Source organism: Streptomyces sp. NPDC050508 (genome assembly GCF_040655155.1).
In the GTDB taxonomy this organism is placed as follows: domain Bacteria; phylum Actinomycetota; class Actinomycetes; order Streptomycetales; family Streptomycetaceae; genus Streptomyces.
The window spans coordinates 252068-269063 of sequence record NZ_JBFAJJ010000007.1 but is presented as its reverse complement, the minus strand read 5'-3'; the positions used below and the strand labels follow the sequence as shown (position 1 = coordinate 269063).

Sequence of the window (16996 nt, the reverse complement as noted above, 5' to 3'; positions counted from 1 at the left end):
CTCACCCTCCTTGGACCGAGGCGGCTTCGCGGGCGCGGGCGAGTGCGTCGAGCTGACCCAACACGTCGAGCGTCAATGAGTAGGCAGTGCCTGGCTGTTCGTCGACCAGGGCGCGGGCGCGGCGCAGCTTGACCTCGATTCCCCTGAGTTGCATGCCGCGTTTTCCGTCGGAGTTCGGCGCGGGTGCCATCTGTTCGTTGCCGAGGAGGTGGGTGGACTCGCTGAGCAACGCCCTTGCGAGTTCCGTCAGTTCGAGGCTGCGGATCGGGGGCTGGGCGTACATGTTGTGGACCTGGACCATCACCTCGGTGACCCGCTCGGTGATGCTCCAGGACACCGCCCCCTCGGTGAGGGCGGTTTCCGGGTAGATGGCGTGCACGTTGTCCCACAGGCCGACGCCTTCACCCTCGCCCATCCGGCGGCGCCACACATGGCCGAAGATGTCCTCGGCCAGCCTGAGCAGCCGGTCGTGCGCGGAGAGGTTGCGGGAGAGTGTGCACAACTGGACTGTTCGCTTGAGCAGTTGCGCCGAGAAGTCGCTCATCGTCCAGTCCATGGGCGGGCCGATGGTGCCGCCGCCCTGGAGCGGCAGGGTGACGCCGGGGTTGTGCAGCTGGATCATGGGGTCGTCGCGCGTCATCCGGCTGGTGATACGGCCACGTTCGGCGAGGCGCTCCATAACGCGGACGGTGCGGGTCAGGTCGTCGTCGGTGGCCCGGCGGCGCATCAGGTCGTGCACGAGAATGGCGGCGACGGAGAGGGAGAAGTACTCGGACTCCAGCTTCTGTCCCGTCGTACGCCAGGGGATGTCCTCCAGCGGCCAGCGGTCGCGGTCGAAGCGGGCGATGCGCGACCAGTACTGCTGGGTGATCTCCCACCGCAGCCGCAACGCCTCAGCGAGCTTCTGCTGTTCGGCATTGAGCAGGCCCAGGGTCAGGGTGCGGTCCGAGAAGAGGTCCTGGATGCCGTCGAGCGCGACCACCGTGAAATAGAGGTACGGCACCGGGTTGGCGACGCCGACGGGCTGCGGCCCGATGGGCTCCTCGGTCGCCACCTCGGGCGCGTCCCGCACCAGGCTCCAGGCCCAGCCGCACTCGAAGAGCTGGCTCTCGTCCTTGAGGGCCTCCTGGACGTCGAGGCCGAGGATGAAGCTCTCGATGATGGCGGCACGCAGCGGCCTGAACCGCCGCTGGAACTTCTCCAGCACCTGACGCTGCGACAACTGCCCCTGGCCGAGGAGTTCGCAGAGCGTCTGGCCTTGGGAGGAGTCGGCATCGTAGACGTTGACCGTGAACGAGCGCAGCAGGCTGACCATGGCGGCGGTGAGCCGGTTGCTGGTCGCGGTCTTCAGTTCCCCGATCGTCTCCTGCATGTCGGCGCGGCGGGTCTTGGACTCGTAGACCTTGAGGAAGCCAAGCAGCGCGAGACAGAGGGTGATCGACATGGAAAACGAGTCGGTGACGCCGAGTTGACGCTGCTCCTCGGTGAGGTCCTGCTCCTTGTCCCGGGACTGGAAGTAGTAACCGCCCGCGAACGTGGGCCTCTTGTCGTCGGTGTGGGTGCGCATGAACTCGACCGCCGCTGTGACGAGGTTGGCCGGGATCTCCAGCCGTCCGCCCGCCCGCTTCAGCGTCTGCTGGACGTCACTCAACGTGGTGTCGGGGTCGTCCAGCCGGAACGACGGCAGTTCGGTCGCCGGGTACAGCAGGCAGAGCAGGCGCTCCGCGTCGGCGACGCTGCTCTCTCCGCCCCACTTTCCCCACGTCCACTCACCGCCGTCGAAGGAGTGGCGGGCGACCGCCTGCCAGATGTCCAGCAGGTGCTGACGTGGCTTGATTTGCATCGCCTTCCCCCCTCAGGAAATCTCCGCACTCCGAAATCCGTGGGCCACGATCATCGATGTGTATCCCTTGCGCACCTCGTCCTGCTCGCCCACCCGGAACGCCTGCAGCTTTTCTGCGTGGCTCGCCAGGCTGTCGTAAATCTGCGACCGGCTCACATTACAGGCGGGAAATTTCCTACCGCCAACTTCATACCCCCTGGAATGCTCCATGAAAGCGGCGGCGAACGGTGCACCGGGCTCAAGACAGCGAAGAAAACACTTCGCTGCCCGCCGGAACTCGTCGTGGGAGGTGGAGAGAGATTCCGCGACGAAGAACATGGTGCCGAGAGCCCAGCGTGCCCGACGCCCCGCCAGATCAAAGAGATCACCCGGTTCGACCCGGGCGATCCGCTTGAACCTCGCCCTCGGATCATGGGGGTACGCGGCGTACCCGTCGTTCCGGCACAGCTCATGCCAGAACGCGTCCCAGTTCCCGTCGTAGGAGTCCAATTGTTTCCTGAGGTAGCCCACGTTCTGCTTCGACCGGTCGAGCAGGGTGATTTCCTCACACCAGGGCAACATCGCGAGAGCCGGATAGAGATTGGCTCCGGCACCCACGTCGATACCCCGGACCGGGCGGCCCGGATAACGAGAGAAATGATCACTGAAATGATCACGGACTATGGCGATGATCTTCGCATCGACGGAGAGCACTGTGGAATAGTTGTGACTGATGTAGTCCGCTGGGTCGAATTCGTCCCAAAGTGCGTCCGCGTTCAGCAGCGGAGGAGTCCCCGGTGATCTCGAATCCATGCCCCACGGTATCAACATCACCGATCGGAGGGACCCTCTTTCCCGCGCCATGCGACAAGCACGGATGCATGGGGGGCGCATGGCGGCAATACGCCCCCAGGCATCGATCCCAGCCCTTGAAAAGCCCTGGTACGACAGGCAATCCTGGTCGGATGCCGCTCAATCCTGACGGGATGCCGCTGTGTGTCCGGTCCGCCGCCGAGAACGACCTGTCCGCACTCCTGCGCCTCGACGCGGAGGCGTTTCCGACGGAGCCTTACCCCTTCTACGTCCTGCGCCAGCTCTTCGACCTGTGCGGCGACCGTTTCCTGGTACTTGACGACGGGCACATCCTGTACGGGTACGTCCTCGCGACTCCGCCCGATGCCGGCCTCAGTCTGATACTCAGCCTCGGTGTCACCCGGAACCTGCGGGGCAACGGGCTGGGTCGCCGCCTGATGGTGGCGATACTGAACCGACTACGCTCCGAGGACGTGCACGAGGTCAGGCTCACCGTCGATCCCGACAACGGCCCGGCCGTCTCCCTCTACCAGGATCTCAAGTTCGTCCAGAGAGGAGAAGTCCAAAAGGACTACTTCGGGCCTGGTGAACATCGCATCCACATGACATGCGACCTCACAACATAGTGCCGCGCCAGCGCATGAAACGCCTCCTTCGGCTCCCAGTGCCACCCCGAACTCGGGTCGTCCGGGCGGTCCTTGACCGTCTTGGTGATCGCGTAGCTCGCCATGTCGAGGTCGTGTCGTGGGTCGTGGGCTCGGTGCGGGGCGTCCGGGGTCACGAACTCGAAGGCCATCGCGCCGTACAGGCCCATCGCCTCGAAGACCTCCAACAGGTCGACCAGGTAGGCGGCTTGGGTGTGTTCGCTGCGGGTCAGGTGGCCCTTGATCTCCTCCGGGCTCCTGTCGTGGTCGACGACGTTCCAGCCCATGCCTGCCGTCTTTTCGGCTCCCTTGTACGCGCAGGTGCCGAACTCGGTGATGGTCACGGGCTTGTCCCAGCGTTGGTAGCGGTGCAACTCCCGGACGTAGTGGGCCGGTTGGTGGAAGTACGAGTAGTAGTCGATGCCCACGATGTCGAAGAGGGTCCAGTCGACCTCGTCGTCCTGGGCGGCGGCGTAACTGAGGTTGCCGTGGAAGACGGAGCGGCCGAGGGTCGCCGCCTTCTTGGTGAAGGCGTCCAGCCTGCGCTGCATCTTCGCCGGGTCGAACGTGCCGTTCAGGATGTTCTGGACGCGGTCCAGGACCGTCGCCCCCGGCACGATCCCGGGTACGAACAGCCAGAACTCGCAGCCCACGCTGAAGTCGACGCTCGCGCCCTGACGTCGGAGGCGTTCCGCGAACCGGCCGGTTTCCGCGAGGTGTTCGAGGATGTCCCGCTCCGGTACGTCGCCCAGGGTGGGCTGGAGCCAGATGTGCAGGCCGAGTTCGGCAGCCTCGGCGGCGGTCGCGGTGAGGCGGTCGACGCCGTCGCCGGTGACGTCGACCGTGTCGGCGTGCAGCTCGTCGCGGATCGCGCGGAGGTCGGCGCGCATACGGCGGGCGCTCCAGGCGGTGGCGGGGGTCTCGCCCTCGCCTACGGTGTAGACGACGCCCCGGTGGCGCAGTCCGCGCCTGCCATCCGTCGCCTGCGCCGCCGCCCGTCCCTGCGGCAGCAGTGCGCCCGCCGTCCCGAGTGCCAGTGCCCCCGTCAGGAACTGCGCCCTGTTGATCCCCTTGGTGTTCGCCATGCGCCCACTGTGCCGAGCCCGGTCCCGGCCCGGCGTCGCCCGATGGTCTACGGCGGGGCAACCAAGGTATGAGGTCTCGCGTCGATCAATGCAGAGATCGTTGACGGAGACCGAGCGAAGGAGAGCGCGATCCCAGCCCCCGAGAAGACCCCCACGGCCACGAACGCCACCCGCCGCACCCTCCTCACCGCCGGCGCCGCCACCGCCGCGACCCTCCTCACCGGCGCCCCCACCGCGCAGGCGTCGGACGGCACGAACAACACGCGCAGCACCGATATCACCACCGAGCTGAGCGTCCTGGAGGAGCAACACCGCGCCCGCGTGGGCGTGTTCGCGCACCACCTCGGCACGGAGAAGACCGTCCTGCACCGCGCCGATGAACTCTTCCCGATGTGCTCGGTCTTCAAGACCCTCGCCGCCGCGGCCGTCCTGCGCGACCTGGACCGGCACGGCGAGGTCCTCTACCGGGTCGTGCACTACACGGAGGCCGATCTGGTCGACGGTTCCGACCGGACCAGGGCGCATCTGGCCGACGGCATGACGGTCGAGCAGCTCGCCGACGTAGCGATCCGCTACAGCGACAACGGCGCGGGCAACCTGCTCCTGCGCGAGGTCGGCGGCCCCACCGCGATCACCCGCTTCGCCCGTTCCCTCGGTGACCGGGTCACCCGGCTCGACCGCTGGGAGACCGAACTGAACTCGGCCGAACCGGACCGGATCACCGACACCACCAGCCCGCGCGCGATCGGCGGACTGTACCGCGGGCTCGTCCTCGGCGACGCCCTGCGCCGCCCCGACCGCGACCGGCTCACCACCTGGCTGCTCAACAACACGACGAGCGCCGCCCGTTTCCGCGCCGGGCTCCCCGCGACCTGGACGATCGCCGACAAGACGGGCAGCGGCGACTACGGCACCGCCAACGACGTCGGCATCGCCTGGACGGAGGCCGGGGACCCGGTCGTCCTCGCGGTCCTGACCACGAAGCCCACCCTGCCCGACGCGCCGTACGACAACCAACTGGTCGCGGACACGGCCAAGTTGGTGGCAGCAGCTGTCAGTTAGATCGGCCCGGGCTACGGCGCCAACCTCCGCGTCCTCGTCGACCGGGTCGACCACCTCACCGCCGCCGAGATCGACGCCGACAGCGCCCGTCTACTGCAGTCCCGATGGGGCGACCGAGCCACCGTGCTCCACACGTACGGCGCCGAACTGCCGCTGCCCGACGGGGCGTTCGACTCGGTCGTCTGTTTCACGATGCTGCACCACGTGCCGCGTGCTGCGCCCCGGCGGCACCTTCGCCGGCAGCGACAGTCAGCCGAGTCTGCGCTTCCGGCTGCTGCACTTCCGGGACACGATGAACACCCTCGATCCGGCAACGCTCCCGGCCCGGCTGGAGCGGGCGGGCTTCACGGACGTGGCGGTCGACCTGCACCCGGAGAGCGGCGGCCTACGCTTCCGGGCGCGCCGAGTCTGACAACTGCCCGAACCGTCGTACGTACCGCCGCTGCCACGGCGTCTCCACCGCGTGCCGGTCGTAGTGGGCGCGGACGTAGGCGACCGCATCGCGCGGCGGTACGCCGTCGAGGACCGCCAGGCAGGCGAGCGCGGTGCCCGTGCGGCCCCGGCCGCCGGCGCAGGCGATCTCGACGCGCTCGGTGCGGGCCCGGTGCCAGGCGTCGGTCAGGACCGTGCGGGCCTCGGTGCGGTCGGCGGGCAGCCGGAAGTCCGGCCAGCGCAACCAGCGTGTCTCCCAGGCGAGTTGGGGCGGTGGGCCGCCGAGCAGATACACGCCGTACGTCGGGAGCGGGCCGTCGGCCGAGAGCGGGCGGCGCAGGCCGCGGCCTCGGAACAGGAGGCCGGAGGGCAGCCGTAGGACACCCGCGTCCCGCGCGTCCCACGCCTCTCTCATCTCACTCATCCGATCTCGTCTCACTCGTCCGGTGCCTCGCGTAGCGCCTTCTCCAGCACTGCGCTCGCCGCCCATCGCATCACGTCCCTCGCCTCGTCGCCGAACTGGAACTCGGGGACGTGGGCGATCAGCGTGTCGAGGCGCTCGGCCGGGTCGGCCCTCACGGATGAGGCCGTCGGCGAGCGGGGTCAGCGAGGCCCGGCCGACGTAGGTGCCGTAGCCGTGTCTGATCTCCACGATGCCGAGGTCTTCCATCAGTTCGGCCTCGGTGGGCAGCGGCGCACCGGGCGGGAGTGTGCGGTCGAGGATCAGCTGGACGACCTCGCGCTGTATCCGACTGTTCCTCGGCTCCCCGGACATGCGCCGCGTCGTACGCGCACCGGCACCGACCGTCGGAACCGTTCCCCCGTGACGGTTGCGACGACCGGTGCCGGACGATGGGACCGATGGCACCGTCAGGGCAGCATGTTGACCGTGCCGACGTTGACGTAGCCACCGAGCGACGCGGCGGTGCCCGCCGGGTTCAGGTAGGTGAGGGAGACGGCCACGATGTAGATCCCCTCGGTGAGAACGGGCAGGGCGATGATCTGCCTGTAGTCGGAACCGCCGGTCAGGGGGATGAGCGTGGGCGGGTTCGGGAACGAGAAGTCGTTGGCTCCGCCGACCTGGTCGACGACGACCTTCAGGCTCCAGGAACCGCCCAGCAGCGGAACGAGGAAGCCGGTGACGGTCCACTCGACCTCCACGGTCAGCGGGGTCCCCTTGGTGACGACGTCGGCGGGGGCGCCGCCGGAATCGACGACGACGGCGCTGATGCGTCCGTCGAGTGCGGAAGGCGGTACGGGAAGCGACTGGAATGTTCCGGAAGCCATGTGGATGCTCCTTGGTCGGTGGTCTGCTGTTGTCTGACCGCCAGCCTGGGGCGCCCTGCCGCGCGCCGTCTTGAGGCACCGGTCCTCCGGTGGCCGGGCGATCCGCCCGGGAGTGCCGGGACCTCGCCCGCGGCTCACGGCTCGCGGACAGATGAGCGGGCAGATGATCCGGGAGGTCCGTCTACCCAGGAGACCCGGGAGAGCCAGCAGATCCGGCAGATCCGGCAGATCCGGCAGATCCGAGGCCCGCGTCGCGGGCCCTGGCGACCGCCGCCGCCCGGTCGCGCACCCCGAGTTTGGTGATGATGGCGGACACGTGGTTGCGGACGGTCTTCTCCGTGAGGCACAGCTGCCGCGCGATCTCGTGGTTGCCCTGTCCGGTGGCGACCAGTTCGAGGACCTGGCGTTCCCGCTCGGTGAGTTCGGGGAACACCCGGGCCGTGTACTGCTGGTGCGCCCCGGTGAAGAAGCCGACGATGCGGCGGGCGACGGCCTCGCCGTACACGGCGTTCCCGGCCGCCACGGCGAGGACGGCGCGAATGATCTCCGTGCGGTCGGCGCCCTTGAGGAGATATCCCTTGGCGCCTGCCCGCAGAGCGCCGAAGAGGGCCTCGTCGTCCTCGTGCATGGTCAGGACGAGGACGCCCACCTCCGCGTGACGGGCGAGCAGGGCGCGCGTGGCACTCGCGCCGTCGGTCCCGGGCATGGCCAGGTCGGTGATGACGATGTCGGGCCGCACATGTCCGACCACGGTGAGCAGTTCCTCGCCGGTGGCCGCCTCTCCCACCACTTCGAGTTCCTCGGTCGCGGCGAGCGCGGCCTTCAGACCGAAGCGGAACATGGGGTGGTCGTCGGCGATGACCACCCGTACCGGGTCTCTCGCGTTCATATCGCCTCCAGTGGCAGCGTCGCGGCGACGATGGTGGCCCCTGGCACGGAACTGACGGAGAAGGTGCCGCCGAGCGCCTGGGCGCGACGCCTCATGGATGTCAGTCCGACGCCGGCGGTGGCCTGCTCCGGGATGCCGACGCCGTCGTCCGCGACGGTGATGTGCAGCAGCCCGCCGGTGGCCGACACGGACACCCGGGCGTGACCGGCTCCGGCGTGCCGGGCCATGTTCGTGAGGGCCTCGGTCACTATGCGGTAGGCGGTGGCCTCCAGGCCTGGTGGCAGGGCAGCCGGCAGGACGGCGATGTCGACCTCGACCGGGACCGCGCGGGAGACGGTCTTGGCGTGCTGACGGATGGCCTCGCCGAGGCCCAGGGTGTCCAGGATGGTGGGGCGCAGCCCGTCGATGATGCGGCGGATCTCCCCGACCGAGGTGGTGACCTCCGCGCGGATCCGGCCCAACAGCGCGCCGGCGGTGGGTGTTTCGTCGGCGGGCAGCAGGTCGGCGAGTGCCTGGAGGCCCAGTCCGACGCCCGACAGGGACGGCCCGAGACCGTCGTGCAGGTCCCGGCGGATCCGGTCGCGTTCCGCGTGGGTCGCCGACACCGCGCGGTCCCGTTCGGTCTCCAGTGCCTCGGTGAGTTCCAGCGCCCGCAGCAGGGTGGCCACCTGTAACGCGAGTGCCGCCAGGAGTTGGAGGTCGGCATCGTCGTACGAGGCCGCCGAGGTGCGTTCGGCCACGTTCAGGGTGCCGAGGTCACGGCCGCCGAACCTCAGGGGCAGCACCGGGCCGTGGCCCACCGGCACGGTCCCCTGAGCGCACACCTGCTGCCCACCGGGGGTCCTGACCACGGCGCCCGGGGCACGCACGGCCCGGATGACGGCGGCGAGCGCGGCGGGCAGGAGGTCCTGTTCGCCGGTCACGGCGACCTGGTCGCCGAGTCGGGCGATGGCCCTCAGCGGGTTCTTGCGCTCACCGTGGATGAGCCAGTCCGCGGCCCGGTGCAGCCGGTCCCGGGCCGGGGTCAGCAGGACCGCGACCACGGCCGCCGTCAGCACGCCGGGCAGCGGGCGACTGCGCAGGGCGGAACCGACGAGCACGGTCACCAGCAGGTACACCGCGATCACGGCGGCCGTCAGCACCCCGTACACCAGGCCCTGCCGCAGGACGGTCTCGATGCCCATCATCCGGTAGCGCAGGACTCCCACGGCCACCGCGACCAGTACCAGGAAGGACAGGATCGCGGAGGGGATCGCCGACCGGATGAGGACCGAGGAGCAGAAGCCCGCGATCATGGTCGGCCCCTCGGTGCAGACCAGCCAGGCCAGCAACTGGCGCTCGGGAGGGCGGGAGCGCAGCAGCCGTACGCCCGTGCCGATCCAGATGGCGAGCGCGGACAGGGCCAGCAGCGGAAGGCACACGCCCATCATGAGGCCGTCGAACAGGGCCGGAGGCATCATCGGCAGGTCGGTACGGCCGGGGAAGATCAGGGCGTGCACGTCCGGGTCGAAGGGGGACACGACCGTCAGCGTGCCGGTGCCGACGACCGCACCCGCCACGGGCCAGCGCCACCAGCGCGCCGGCAGGTGCCCGTCGGGGTAGAAGGCCATCATGAGGGTGGACGGGGCCACCCAGCCGGGGACGAAGAGTCCCGAGGCCAGGACGGCGGCCGAAGTCGCGCCGGGCCAGGGGGAGTTGGCGAGGGCGCCGCCCGCGTGGGCGACCGTCCCGTGGACCGCGTAGGCGACCAGGCCCTGCTCCCAGCAGGCGGTCGCCCCCACCCCGAGGAAGATCCATCCGACCACGTTCCGGGGGCGCAGCAGGACGAGTACCGCACCGGTCAGGACCTCGGCCAGGGTCACCACACCCACGGTGATCACGTAGGCGGGAGAGGCCAGCGGTCCCGTCGGCCCGGGGCGGGGCAGCGTCAGCGCCCAGAAGGCGAAGACGGACGCGACGGCACTGGAGAGCACCGTGCCCCAGACGACCGCGCGGGTAACCATGCGTCCAGTCTGAGGCGTGCGGTGTCCCGCCGGACCCGCCTTGTTCCCGGCAGAGTTGGGCATTCCGCCCGGCCCGGCCGGGACCTCGCCGGGCAGGCCGGCACCGGGGTTCCCGTCCGTCGGACGGTGCGTCAAATCGGCTGTTCCGGCGGGCTATTGGTCCAACCTCTGGCAGTTACGCCATCCGTGTGCGATGCCTTGACCACCCCCACGGCCGCTCTTATGGTCGCGCTGACCGCAGGACGTAGGACGTCGTACCTCCTGGAGGAACCGTGCGCGACGACGTGACCCGGAACGTGCCCGCGCTGCACCGCCGGGCGTTCCTGAAGTACTCCGGCGCGCTGGGCGCGGCGGCGGCGATCTCCTCGTCCCTGACGGCCTGTTCGTCCGGGCCGCAGTCGACGAACGACACGGGCGGCGGGGGCACCGGCAAGAACCGGACACTGACCGCGGTGATCGGCTACGGCAACGACGGCAGCTGGGATCCCACCCAGACGGCGTCCGCGTTCTGCATGGCGGCCAACAATCACATCTACGAGGGGCTGCTCGACACCGACCCGATCTCCCGCACGCCGTACCCGGCGCTGGCGACCGCCCTGCCCGCGGACACCGGCGGCACCTCGTGGAAGTTCACACTGCGGGCGGGCGCCAAGTTCCACGACGGGCAGCCGGTCACCGCCGACGACGTCGTCTTCGTCTTCGACCGCATCCTCGACCCGAAGACGGCGACCCTCGCCCAGGGCTTCTTCGCCAGCTGGCTGAAGGAGGTGCGGAAGATCGACGCGCGGAACGTCGAGCTGGTGCTCAAGTTCCCTTTCCCTGAAGGGATTTCACGCCTCACCCTCGCGAAGATCATGCCGAAGCACATCTTCTCCAAGCCGGGCGCCTGGGACGACGCGATCAAGGGCAAGGCGGTCGGCTCGGGGCCGTACCGGCAGACCGCGCACCACCCGAAGTCCAACACGACCTTCGCCGCGTTCACCGACTACAACGGCCCGCGTCCGCCCGCCTTCAAGACGATGAACTGGCTGACGATCGTCGACGCGGCACCGCGCGTCGCCAAGATCTCCGGGTCGAGCGCGGGCGCGCAGATCGCCGACAACATCCCCTACGCCAACATCCAGCGGCTGCGGAGCGGCGGGATGACGGTCGCGGGCGGGGCCGGGATGAACAACCTGTTCCTGATGTTCAACACCCAGCACAAGCCCTTCGACGACGTACGGGTACGCCAGGCGCTCCGCTACGCCATCGACACCGGCAAGATGGTCCAGGTGGCCCTGCGCGGGCACGGAAAGCCGTCCTCGTCCTTCCTCAACGAGGGCAACCCGGCCTACCGGCGCGCGAAGACGGTCTACGACTACGACCCCGACAAGGCGAAGGCACTGCTGAAGGCGGCCGGGGTCAGCGGACTGAAGGTCAACATCATCTCGGTGAACGTGAGTTGGATCGTCGACTGCCTGCCCACCATCAAGGCGTCCTGGGACGCGATCGGCGTGAGGACGACGCTCTCCCCGCAGGAGACCACGGCCGTGTTCACCAAGATGGACCAGAAGCAGGACTACCAAGTAGTCGCCGCCGCCTCCAACCCCAACCAGTTCGGCCTCGACGCCGACCTGATCATGCACTACAACTACGGCCCCCGGAACCTCTGGATGGGCTACGCCCGTTGGGCCGGGAACTCCGTCGCCAAGCAGCTCTTCAAGGACATGGACCAGGCGACGCGGGAACCGGACGCGGCGAAGAAGAAGACGATGATCCAGGACTACATCGACATCGTCGCCGAACAGGCCGTGCTCTACCCGGTCGTCCACAACGAGCTGATGACCGCCTGGGACCCGAAGAAGCTCACGGGGATAAGGGCACAGCCCTACCCCGGCATCAACGTCCTCCAGGCCAAGTGGGTCTAGCCGTACAGGAGTTGGCCCATGGTCACCGTCGTCAGGATTCTGGCCCGCCGTGTCGTCCTGCTCGTGCCGCTGATGCTCGGCATCGTGCTGTTCGTGTTCGTGGTGATGCGCTTCTCGGACGTCGACCCGGCGTCCGCGTTCTTCCAGGGCGCCAACCCGACACCACAACAACTGCACGACTTCCGCGAGCAGAACGGCCTGCTCGATCCACTGCCTCTCCGCTACGTCCACTTCGTCGGCGCACTCCTCCACGGCGACATGGGCACCAGCGCACTGACCCGGGCACCGGTCGTCCAGCAGGTCACCACCGCACTGCCGCTCACCCTTCAACTCACCTTCCTGGGACTGGGGATCGCGGTGGTGCTGTCGCTGCTGGGCGGGGTGACGGCGGCCATCTACCGTGACCGGCTGCCGGACCAGATCATCCGGGTCGTGTCGCTCACCGGGGTCGCCGCGCCCGGCTTCTGGCTGGCGCTGCTGATGATCCAGTACCTGGCCGTGGACCAGGGCTGGTTCCCGACCGGCGGCTACATCAACCCGGCGGACTCCCTCACCGGCTGGCTCAAGACGATGGCACTCCCGGCGCTGGCCCTCTCGCTCCCGGTGGCGGCCCAACTCACGCGCATCGTAAGGACGTCGGTGGTCGAGGAGCTGGACAAGGACTACGTCCGGACGGCGATCGGCAGCGGCCTGCCACCGAGGGTCGTGGTCGGCCGGAACGTGCTCCGCAACGCGCTGATGAACCCACTGACCGTACTGGGCCTGCGCGTCGGATACCTGCTCGGCGGAGCGGTCGTCATCGAGACCATCTTCTCCCTCCCCGGGATGGGCAAGTTGATGATCGACGCCGTGCAGAACGGCGACCCGGCCGTCGTCCAGGGCGTGGTGCTCACGACGGCGACCGGGTTCGTCGTCGTGAACCTCGTCATCGACATCCTCTATCTGCTGGTCAACCCGCGCCTGAGGGATGCTTCCTGATGTTCACTCAGTTCTCCCGGTTCTCCCGGTTCTCCCGGTTCTCCCGCAAGGGCCTCGCCGAGACCCTGTCCCGGCCCGGCATCCGGCTGCGCGGCCGGCGCCGGCTGCCGCTGCTGTCGAAGGTCGCGGTGTGCTTCCTGGCGGTCGTCGTCCTGGTCGCGCTGTTCGCCCCGCTCCTCGCGCCCGACGACCCGCTCGACCAGCAGCTCCCCGTCGACGGCACCGGACACCCCTCCGCCGACCACTGGATGGGCCAGGACAGCCTGGGCCGGGACATCCTCAGCAGGCTTATGTACGGCGCCCGTTGGTCCCTCGCGATCGGGCTCGGGGCGACCGCGCTGGCCCTCGTCGTCGGCGCGCTCATCGGCGCGGTCGCCGCGACCTCCCGCAAGGGCGTCGACGAGACGCTGATGCGCTGCCTGGACGTGGTGATGGCGTTCCCCGGCATCGCGCTGGCGGCCGTCCTGGTGGCCGTCTTCGGCGGCGGGATCACCGTGCTGATCTGCGCGATCGCGTTCCTGTTCACCCCGCCGGTGGCAAGGGTCGTACGGGCCAACGTACTTGACCAGTACGGCGAGGACTATGTGACCGCGGAGCGGGTGATCGGCGCCCGCACCCCGCACATCGTGATCCGGCACGTGGCCGTCAACTGCGCTGCCCCGATCCTGGTGTTCTGCACGGTGCAGGTGGCCGAGGCGATCGTCTTCGAGGCGTCGCTGTCGTTCATCGGCGCGGGCGTACGCCCCCCGGACCCTTCCTGGGGCAGTGTCATCGCGGACGGCAAGAACATGGTGCTGACCGGGGGTTGGTGGGCGACGGTCTTCCCCGGCCTGCTGATGCTGATCACGGTCCTCTCGCTGAACATACTGTCCGAGGGAGTCTCCGACGCGTGGGCGGCCCCGGCACCGCGCGAGGTGGACGTACGGCACGACGAGGACCCGCTCGACGCGCCCGAGCCCGGCAGCGGCGAGGTGCTCCCGCTCCCCGGCCTGACGGAGGCGGCGCTACGACTCCGGTCCCGCGCACGGCCGTTGCCCGACCCGGACGGCCAACCAGTCCTCGCGGTCGAGAACTTGGCCATCGGCTTCGAGGGTCGGCACCACGGCGTGGACATCGTCGACGGCATCAGCTTCGAGGTGCGGCCGGGTGAGATCCTGGGCCTGGTGGGCGAGTCGGGCTGCGGCAAGTCGCTGACGGCGCTGGCGGTGATGGGCCTGGAACCGAAGGGCGCGCGGGTGCGCGGCCAGGTCCGTTTCAACCAGCGGCAGTTGGTGGGCGAGCCGATGCGGGTGCGCCGCAAGCTGCTGGGCCACGAGATGGCGATGGTGTACCAGGACGCGCTGTCGTCCCTGAATCCGGCGATGACGATCCGCGCCCAGCTCAAGCAGGTGATACGGCGCGGAGGCCGCCGTGGTGCGGGCGAGTTGCTGACGATGGTCGGCCTCGACCCGGACCGCACCCTGCGGAGCTACCCGCACGAACTCTCCGGCGGCCAGCGCCAACGCGTCCTGATCGCCATGGCCTTGTCCCGCGACCCCAAGCTGATCGTCGCCGACGAACCGACGACCGCCCTGGACGTCACCGTGCAGGCGCAGGTCATAGAGCTACTGCTGCGCCTGCGCGAGGAGTTGGGCTTCGCGCTCGTCCTCGTCTCGCACGACCTGGCACTGATCGCCGACGTCACCGACCGGGTGGTGGTGATGTACGGCGGGCAGATCGTGGAGGCGGGCGTGACCGCCGACCTGGTGGAGTCACCGGCCCACCACTACACGCGCGGCCTGCTCGGCAGCGTGCTGTCCCTCGAATCGGCGGCCGAGCGGATGACGCAGATCAAGGGTGTCGTCCCCTCCCCCGCCGACTTCCCGGCCGGCTGCCGCTTCGCGGACCGCTGCCCGCTGGCGAGCGACCTCTGCCGTACGACCGCGCCGGACCTGGTCGGCCCGCGCACCCACACGGCGGCCTGCCACCACCCGGCGATCGACCTGGTGACGACGGAGAGCGAGACGGTGTCATGAGTGCTCTCGTCGATGTGTCGGACGCCCATGTCGTCCACAAGGCGCGCAGCGGCGGCCTGTTCACCCGCGACCGGGTCTACGCCCTGACCGGCGCCGACCTCGCCATCGCACCCGGCGAGACGGTCGGGGTCGTCGGCGAGTCCGGCTGCGGAAAGTCCACGCTGGCCAAGGTGTTGGTGGGCGTACAGCGGCCGACGTCCGGCACGGTGTCCTTCCGGGGCCGCGACCTGTGGTCGATGCCGGACGGCGAACGCCGGGCCGCCGTGGGCACCGGCATCGGCATGATCTTCCAGGACCCGTCGACCGCGCTGAACCGCCGCCTGACGATCCGGCAGATACTGCGGGATCCGCTGGACGTGCACGGCCGGGGGACGAAGGCCGAACGCGAGGACCGGGTACGGGAGTTGATGTCGCTGGTGGGCCTGCCCCGCGCCCTGGCCGACGGCCTCCCGGGACAACTCTCCGGCGGACAGCGCCAACGAGTGGCGATCGCGCGGGCGTTGGCGCTGGACCCCGACCTGGTGGTGGCGGACGAGCCGACGAGCGCGCTGGACGTGTCGGTCCGGGCCCAGATCCTCAACCTGCTCCTCGACCTGAAGGAACGCCTGGGCCTGGCGCTGGTGTTCGTGTCCCACGACATCCAGACCGTACGGCGGATGAGCGACCGCGTGATCACCATGTACCTGGGCCGGATCGTCGAGGAGACCCCGGCCGGCGAGGTCACCGACCGGGCGCGGCACCCGTACACGAGGGCCCTCTTCTCGGCGACACCCGGCTTGTTGCACCCCATCGATCCGATTCCGCTGGTCGGGCCGGTACCGTCGGCGACGCGTCCGCCGAGCGGATGCCCGTTCCGTACGCGGTGCTGGAAGGCGGACGAGGTGTGCGCTTCTGTGATGCCGGACTTCTCACCCGCGTCGGCACCAGGACATTTCTACCGTTGCCACCATCCTGTAGAGGAGGACCTGTCCACCCGCGACCTCGTTCGCCAAAGCCGCCCCATGGAGCCTTCATGACCTTCCCCGCCCCGCTCACCGGTGTCGTACCGCCCGTCTGCACGCCCCTGACACCGGACCGCGAGGTGGACGTCCGTTCACTGCTCAGGCTCGTCGACCATCTGGTGGAGGGCGGGGTGCACGGGCTGTTCCTGCTCGGCTCGACCTCGGAGGCCGCGTATCTGACGGACCGGCAGCGGCGGTACGTCGTCGAGGCGGTGGTGGCTCATGTAGGGGGTCAACTGCCGGTGCTGGCAGGGGCGATCGACATGACGACACCGCGGGTACTGGACCATGTCGCTGCGGTGACGGCCGCGGGTGCGGACGCGGTGGTGGTCACCGCCCCCTTCTACACGCGCACCCATCCCGCCGAGATCGCCCGCCACTACCGCCTGATCGCCGCCGCGTCGCCGGTCCCCGTCGTTGCCTACGACCTCCCCGCCTCCGTCCACACCAAGCTGCCCGCCGACCTCGTACTCGAACTCGCCGCCGAGGGGGTTCTGGCCGGGCTCAAGGACTCCAGTGGGGACCTCGGGGGGTTCCGTACGGTCGTGACCGGCGCGCGCGTTCATCCGGACATCACCGGGTTCAGTGTGCTGACGGGGTCGGAGCTGTTCGTCGACTCCGCGCTGGCGCTCGGGGCGGACGGGGCGGTGCCTGGTCTCGCCAACGTCGATCCGCACGGGTACGTCCGTCTCGACGCGCTGTGCCGGGCCGGAGACTGGTCGCGTGCGCGGGCTGAGCAGGAACGGCTGTGCGCGTTGTTCGGGTTGGTGGGCGTGGGTGATCCTTCGCGGATGGGGGGCAGCTCGTCGGCGTTGGGGGCGTTCAAGGCTGCGCTGCAGCTGCGGGGAGTGATCGAGTGTGCGGCGACTGCGGAGCCGCAGGTGTCGTTGTCGGCGGACGAGGTGGGTCAGGTCGGGAAGTTCTTGGCGGCGGCGGGGTTGCTGTAACTACTTTTCCCACCCACCCACCCGTTTGCTGCGTGTTGACAGGTGAACGCCTGGGGGCTTCGCCCCCAGACCCCCGTTTCCCACCCACCCGTCTCGGGCGCTTTTGAGGTT

The 16996-nt window shown here is 69.3% G+C and carries 16 protein-coding genes and 1 pseudogene; 9 read left to right on the top strand and 8 right to left on the bottom strand.

Translation table 11 applies throughout. The features are described 5' to 3' along the window. Position 1: 1 nt before the first annotated feature. Together AB0I69_RS22145 and AB0I69_RS22140 are read right to left on the bottom strand one after the other, a co-directional pair. The gene (locus AB0I69_RS22145) at positions 2-1843 is read right to left on the bottom strand and encodes an SCO2524 family protein (RefSeq protein WP_363097336.1); all 1842 of its coding nucleotides are present in this window, start codon (positions 1841-1843) and stop codon (positions 2-4) included. Positions 1844-1855: 12 nt separating this feature from the next. Next, positions 1856-2635: an SCO2525 family SAM-dependent methyltransferase gene (locus tag AB0I69_RS22140; RefSeq protein ID WP_363097335.1), complete on the bottom strand. Its 780-nt coding sequence runs from the start codon at positions 2633-2635 to the stop codon at positions 1856-1858. Positions 2636-2787: 152 nt separating this feature from the next. Here AB0I69_RS22140 and AB0I69_RS22135 point away from each other — a divergent pair, with 152 nt between their 5' ends. Further along, positions 2788-3261, top strand: a complete 474-nt coding sequence (locus AB0I69_RS22135; RefSeq protein WP_363097334.1) for an N-acetyltransferase — start codon at positions 2788-2790, stop codon at positions 3259-3261. Here the strand turns inward: AB0I69_RS22135 and AB0I69_RS22130 are convergent. After that, a complete protein-coding gene (locus AB0I69_RS22130; protein WP_363097333.1) occupies positions 3207-4364 on the bottom strand; it encodes an abortive phage infection protein in 1158 nt (385 codons plus the stop codon). The genes AB0I69_RS22135 and AB0I69_RS22130 overlap by 55 nt on opposite strands. A gap of 129 nt (positions 4365-4493) precedes the next feature. On the opposite strand from AB0I69_RS22130, the gene bla reads away from it, so the two are divergent. The 3 genes and pseudogenes from bla (at position 4494) to AB0I69_RS22115 (ending at position 5838) form a co-directional block, all read left to right on the top strand. Further along, the gene (bla, locus tag AB0I69_RS22125) at positions 4494-5426 is read left to right on the top strand and encodes a class A beta-lactamase (protein ID WP_363097513.1); all 933 of its coding nucleotides are present in this window, start codon (positions 4494-4496) and stop codon (positions 5424-5426) included. Beyond that, positions 5427-5606, top strand: a pseudogene (locus tag AB0I69_RS22120) (methyltransferase domain-containing protein); the annotation flags it as partial. A 31-nt stretch (positions 5607-5637) separates the two neighbouring features. Continuing rightward, positions 5638-5838 (top strand): hypothetical protein, encoded by a 201-nt coding sequence (locus AB0I69_RS22115; RefSeq protein ID WP_363097332.1) that lies wholly within the window; start codon positions 5638-5640, stop codon positions 5836-5838. Here the strand turns inward: AB0I69_RS22115 and AB0I69_RS22110 are convergent. The 5 genes from AB0I69_RS22110 to AB0I69_RS22090 form a co-directional block, all read right to left on the bottom strand. Further along, on the bottom strand, positions 5812-6273 hold the full coding sequence (locus AB0I69_RS22110; RefSeq protein WP_363097512.1) for a protein phosphatase: 462 nt from the start codon (positions 6271-6273) through the stop codon (positions 5812-5814). The genes AB0I69_RS22115 and AB0I69_RS22110 overlap by 27 nt on opposite strands. 20 nt (positions 6274-6293) lie before the next feature. Beyond that, a complete protein-coding gene (locus AB0I69_RS22105; RefSeq protein WP_363097331.1) occupies positions 6294-6437 on the bottom strand; it encodes a hypothetical protein in 144 nt (47 codons plus the stop codon). A 291-nt stretch (positions 6438-6728) separates the two neighbouring features. Next, on the bottom strand, positions 6729-7145 hold the full coding sequence (locus AB0I69_RS22100) for a hypothetical protein (RefSeq protein ID WP_363097330.1): 417 nt from the start codon (positions 7143-7145) through the stop codon (positions 6729-6731). A 181-nt stretch (positions 7146-7326) separates the two neighbouring features. Then, positions 7327-8034 (bottom strand): response regulator transcription factor, encoded by a 708-nt coding sequence (locus AB0I69_RS22095; RefSeq protein WP_363097329.1) that lies wholly within the window; start codon positions 8032-8034, stop codon positions 7327-7329. Beyond that, positions 8031-10037: a sensor histidine kinase gene (locus tag AB0I69_RS22090; RefSeq protein WP_363097328.1), complete on the bottom strand. Its 2007-nt coding sequence runs from the start codon at positions 10035-10037 to the stop codon at positions 8031-8033. Before AB0I69_RS22090 ends, AB0I69_RS22095 begins: the two co-directional genes overlap by 4 nt. A gap of 272 nt (positions 10038-10309) precedes the next feature. Here AB0I69_RS22090 and AB0I69_RS22085 point away from each other — a divergent pair, with 272 nt between their 5' ends. The 5 genes from AB0I69_RS22085 to AB0I69_RS22065 are packed head-to-tail and all read left to right on the top strand — an operon-like array spanning position 10310 to position 16885. Then, entirely contained in the window at positions 10310-11944 is a 1635-nt protein-coding gene (locus tag AB0I69_RS22085; protein ID WP_363097327.1) for an ABC transporter substrate-binding protein, read from the top strand. Between the two features lie 18 nt (positions 11945-11962). Next, entirely contained in the window at positions 11963-12922 is a 960-nt protein-coding gene (locus tag AB0I69_RS22080) for an ABC transporter permease (RefSeq protein WP_363097326.1), read from the top strand. Then, on the top strand, positions 12922-14937 hold the full coding sequence (locus tag AB0I69_RS22075; protein WP_363097325.1) for a dipeptide/oligopeptide/nickel ABC transporter permease/ATP-binding protein: 2016 nt from the start codon (positions 12922-12924) through the stop codon (positions 14935-14937). The genes AB0I69_RS22080 and AB0I69_RS22075 overlap by 1 nt, the downstream gene beginning before the upstream one ends. Beyond that, a complete protein-coding gene (locus tag AB0I69_RS22070) occupies positions 14934-15953 on the top strand; it encodes an ABC transporter ATP-binding protein (RefSeq protein ID WP_363097324.1) in 1020 nt (339 codons plus the stop codon). The genes AB0I69_RS22075 and AB0I69_RS22070 overlap by 4 nt, the downstream gene beginning before the upstream one ends. Next, positions 15950-16885 carry a dihydrodipicolinate synthase family protein gene (locus AB0I69_RS22065; RefSeq protein WP_363097323.1) on the top strand — a complete coding sequence of 312 codons (936 nt, stop codon included), beginning with the start codon at positions 15950-15952 and terminating at the stop codon, positions 16883-16885. The genes AB0I69_RS22070 and AB0I69_RS22065 overlap by 4 nt, the downstream gene beginning before the upstream one ends. Positions 16886-16996 lie beyond the last annotated feature (111 nt).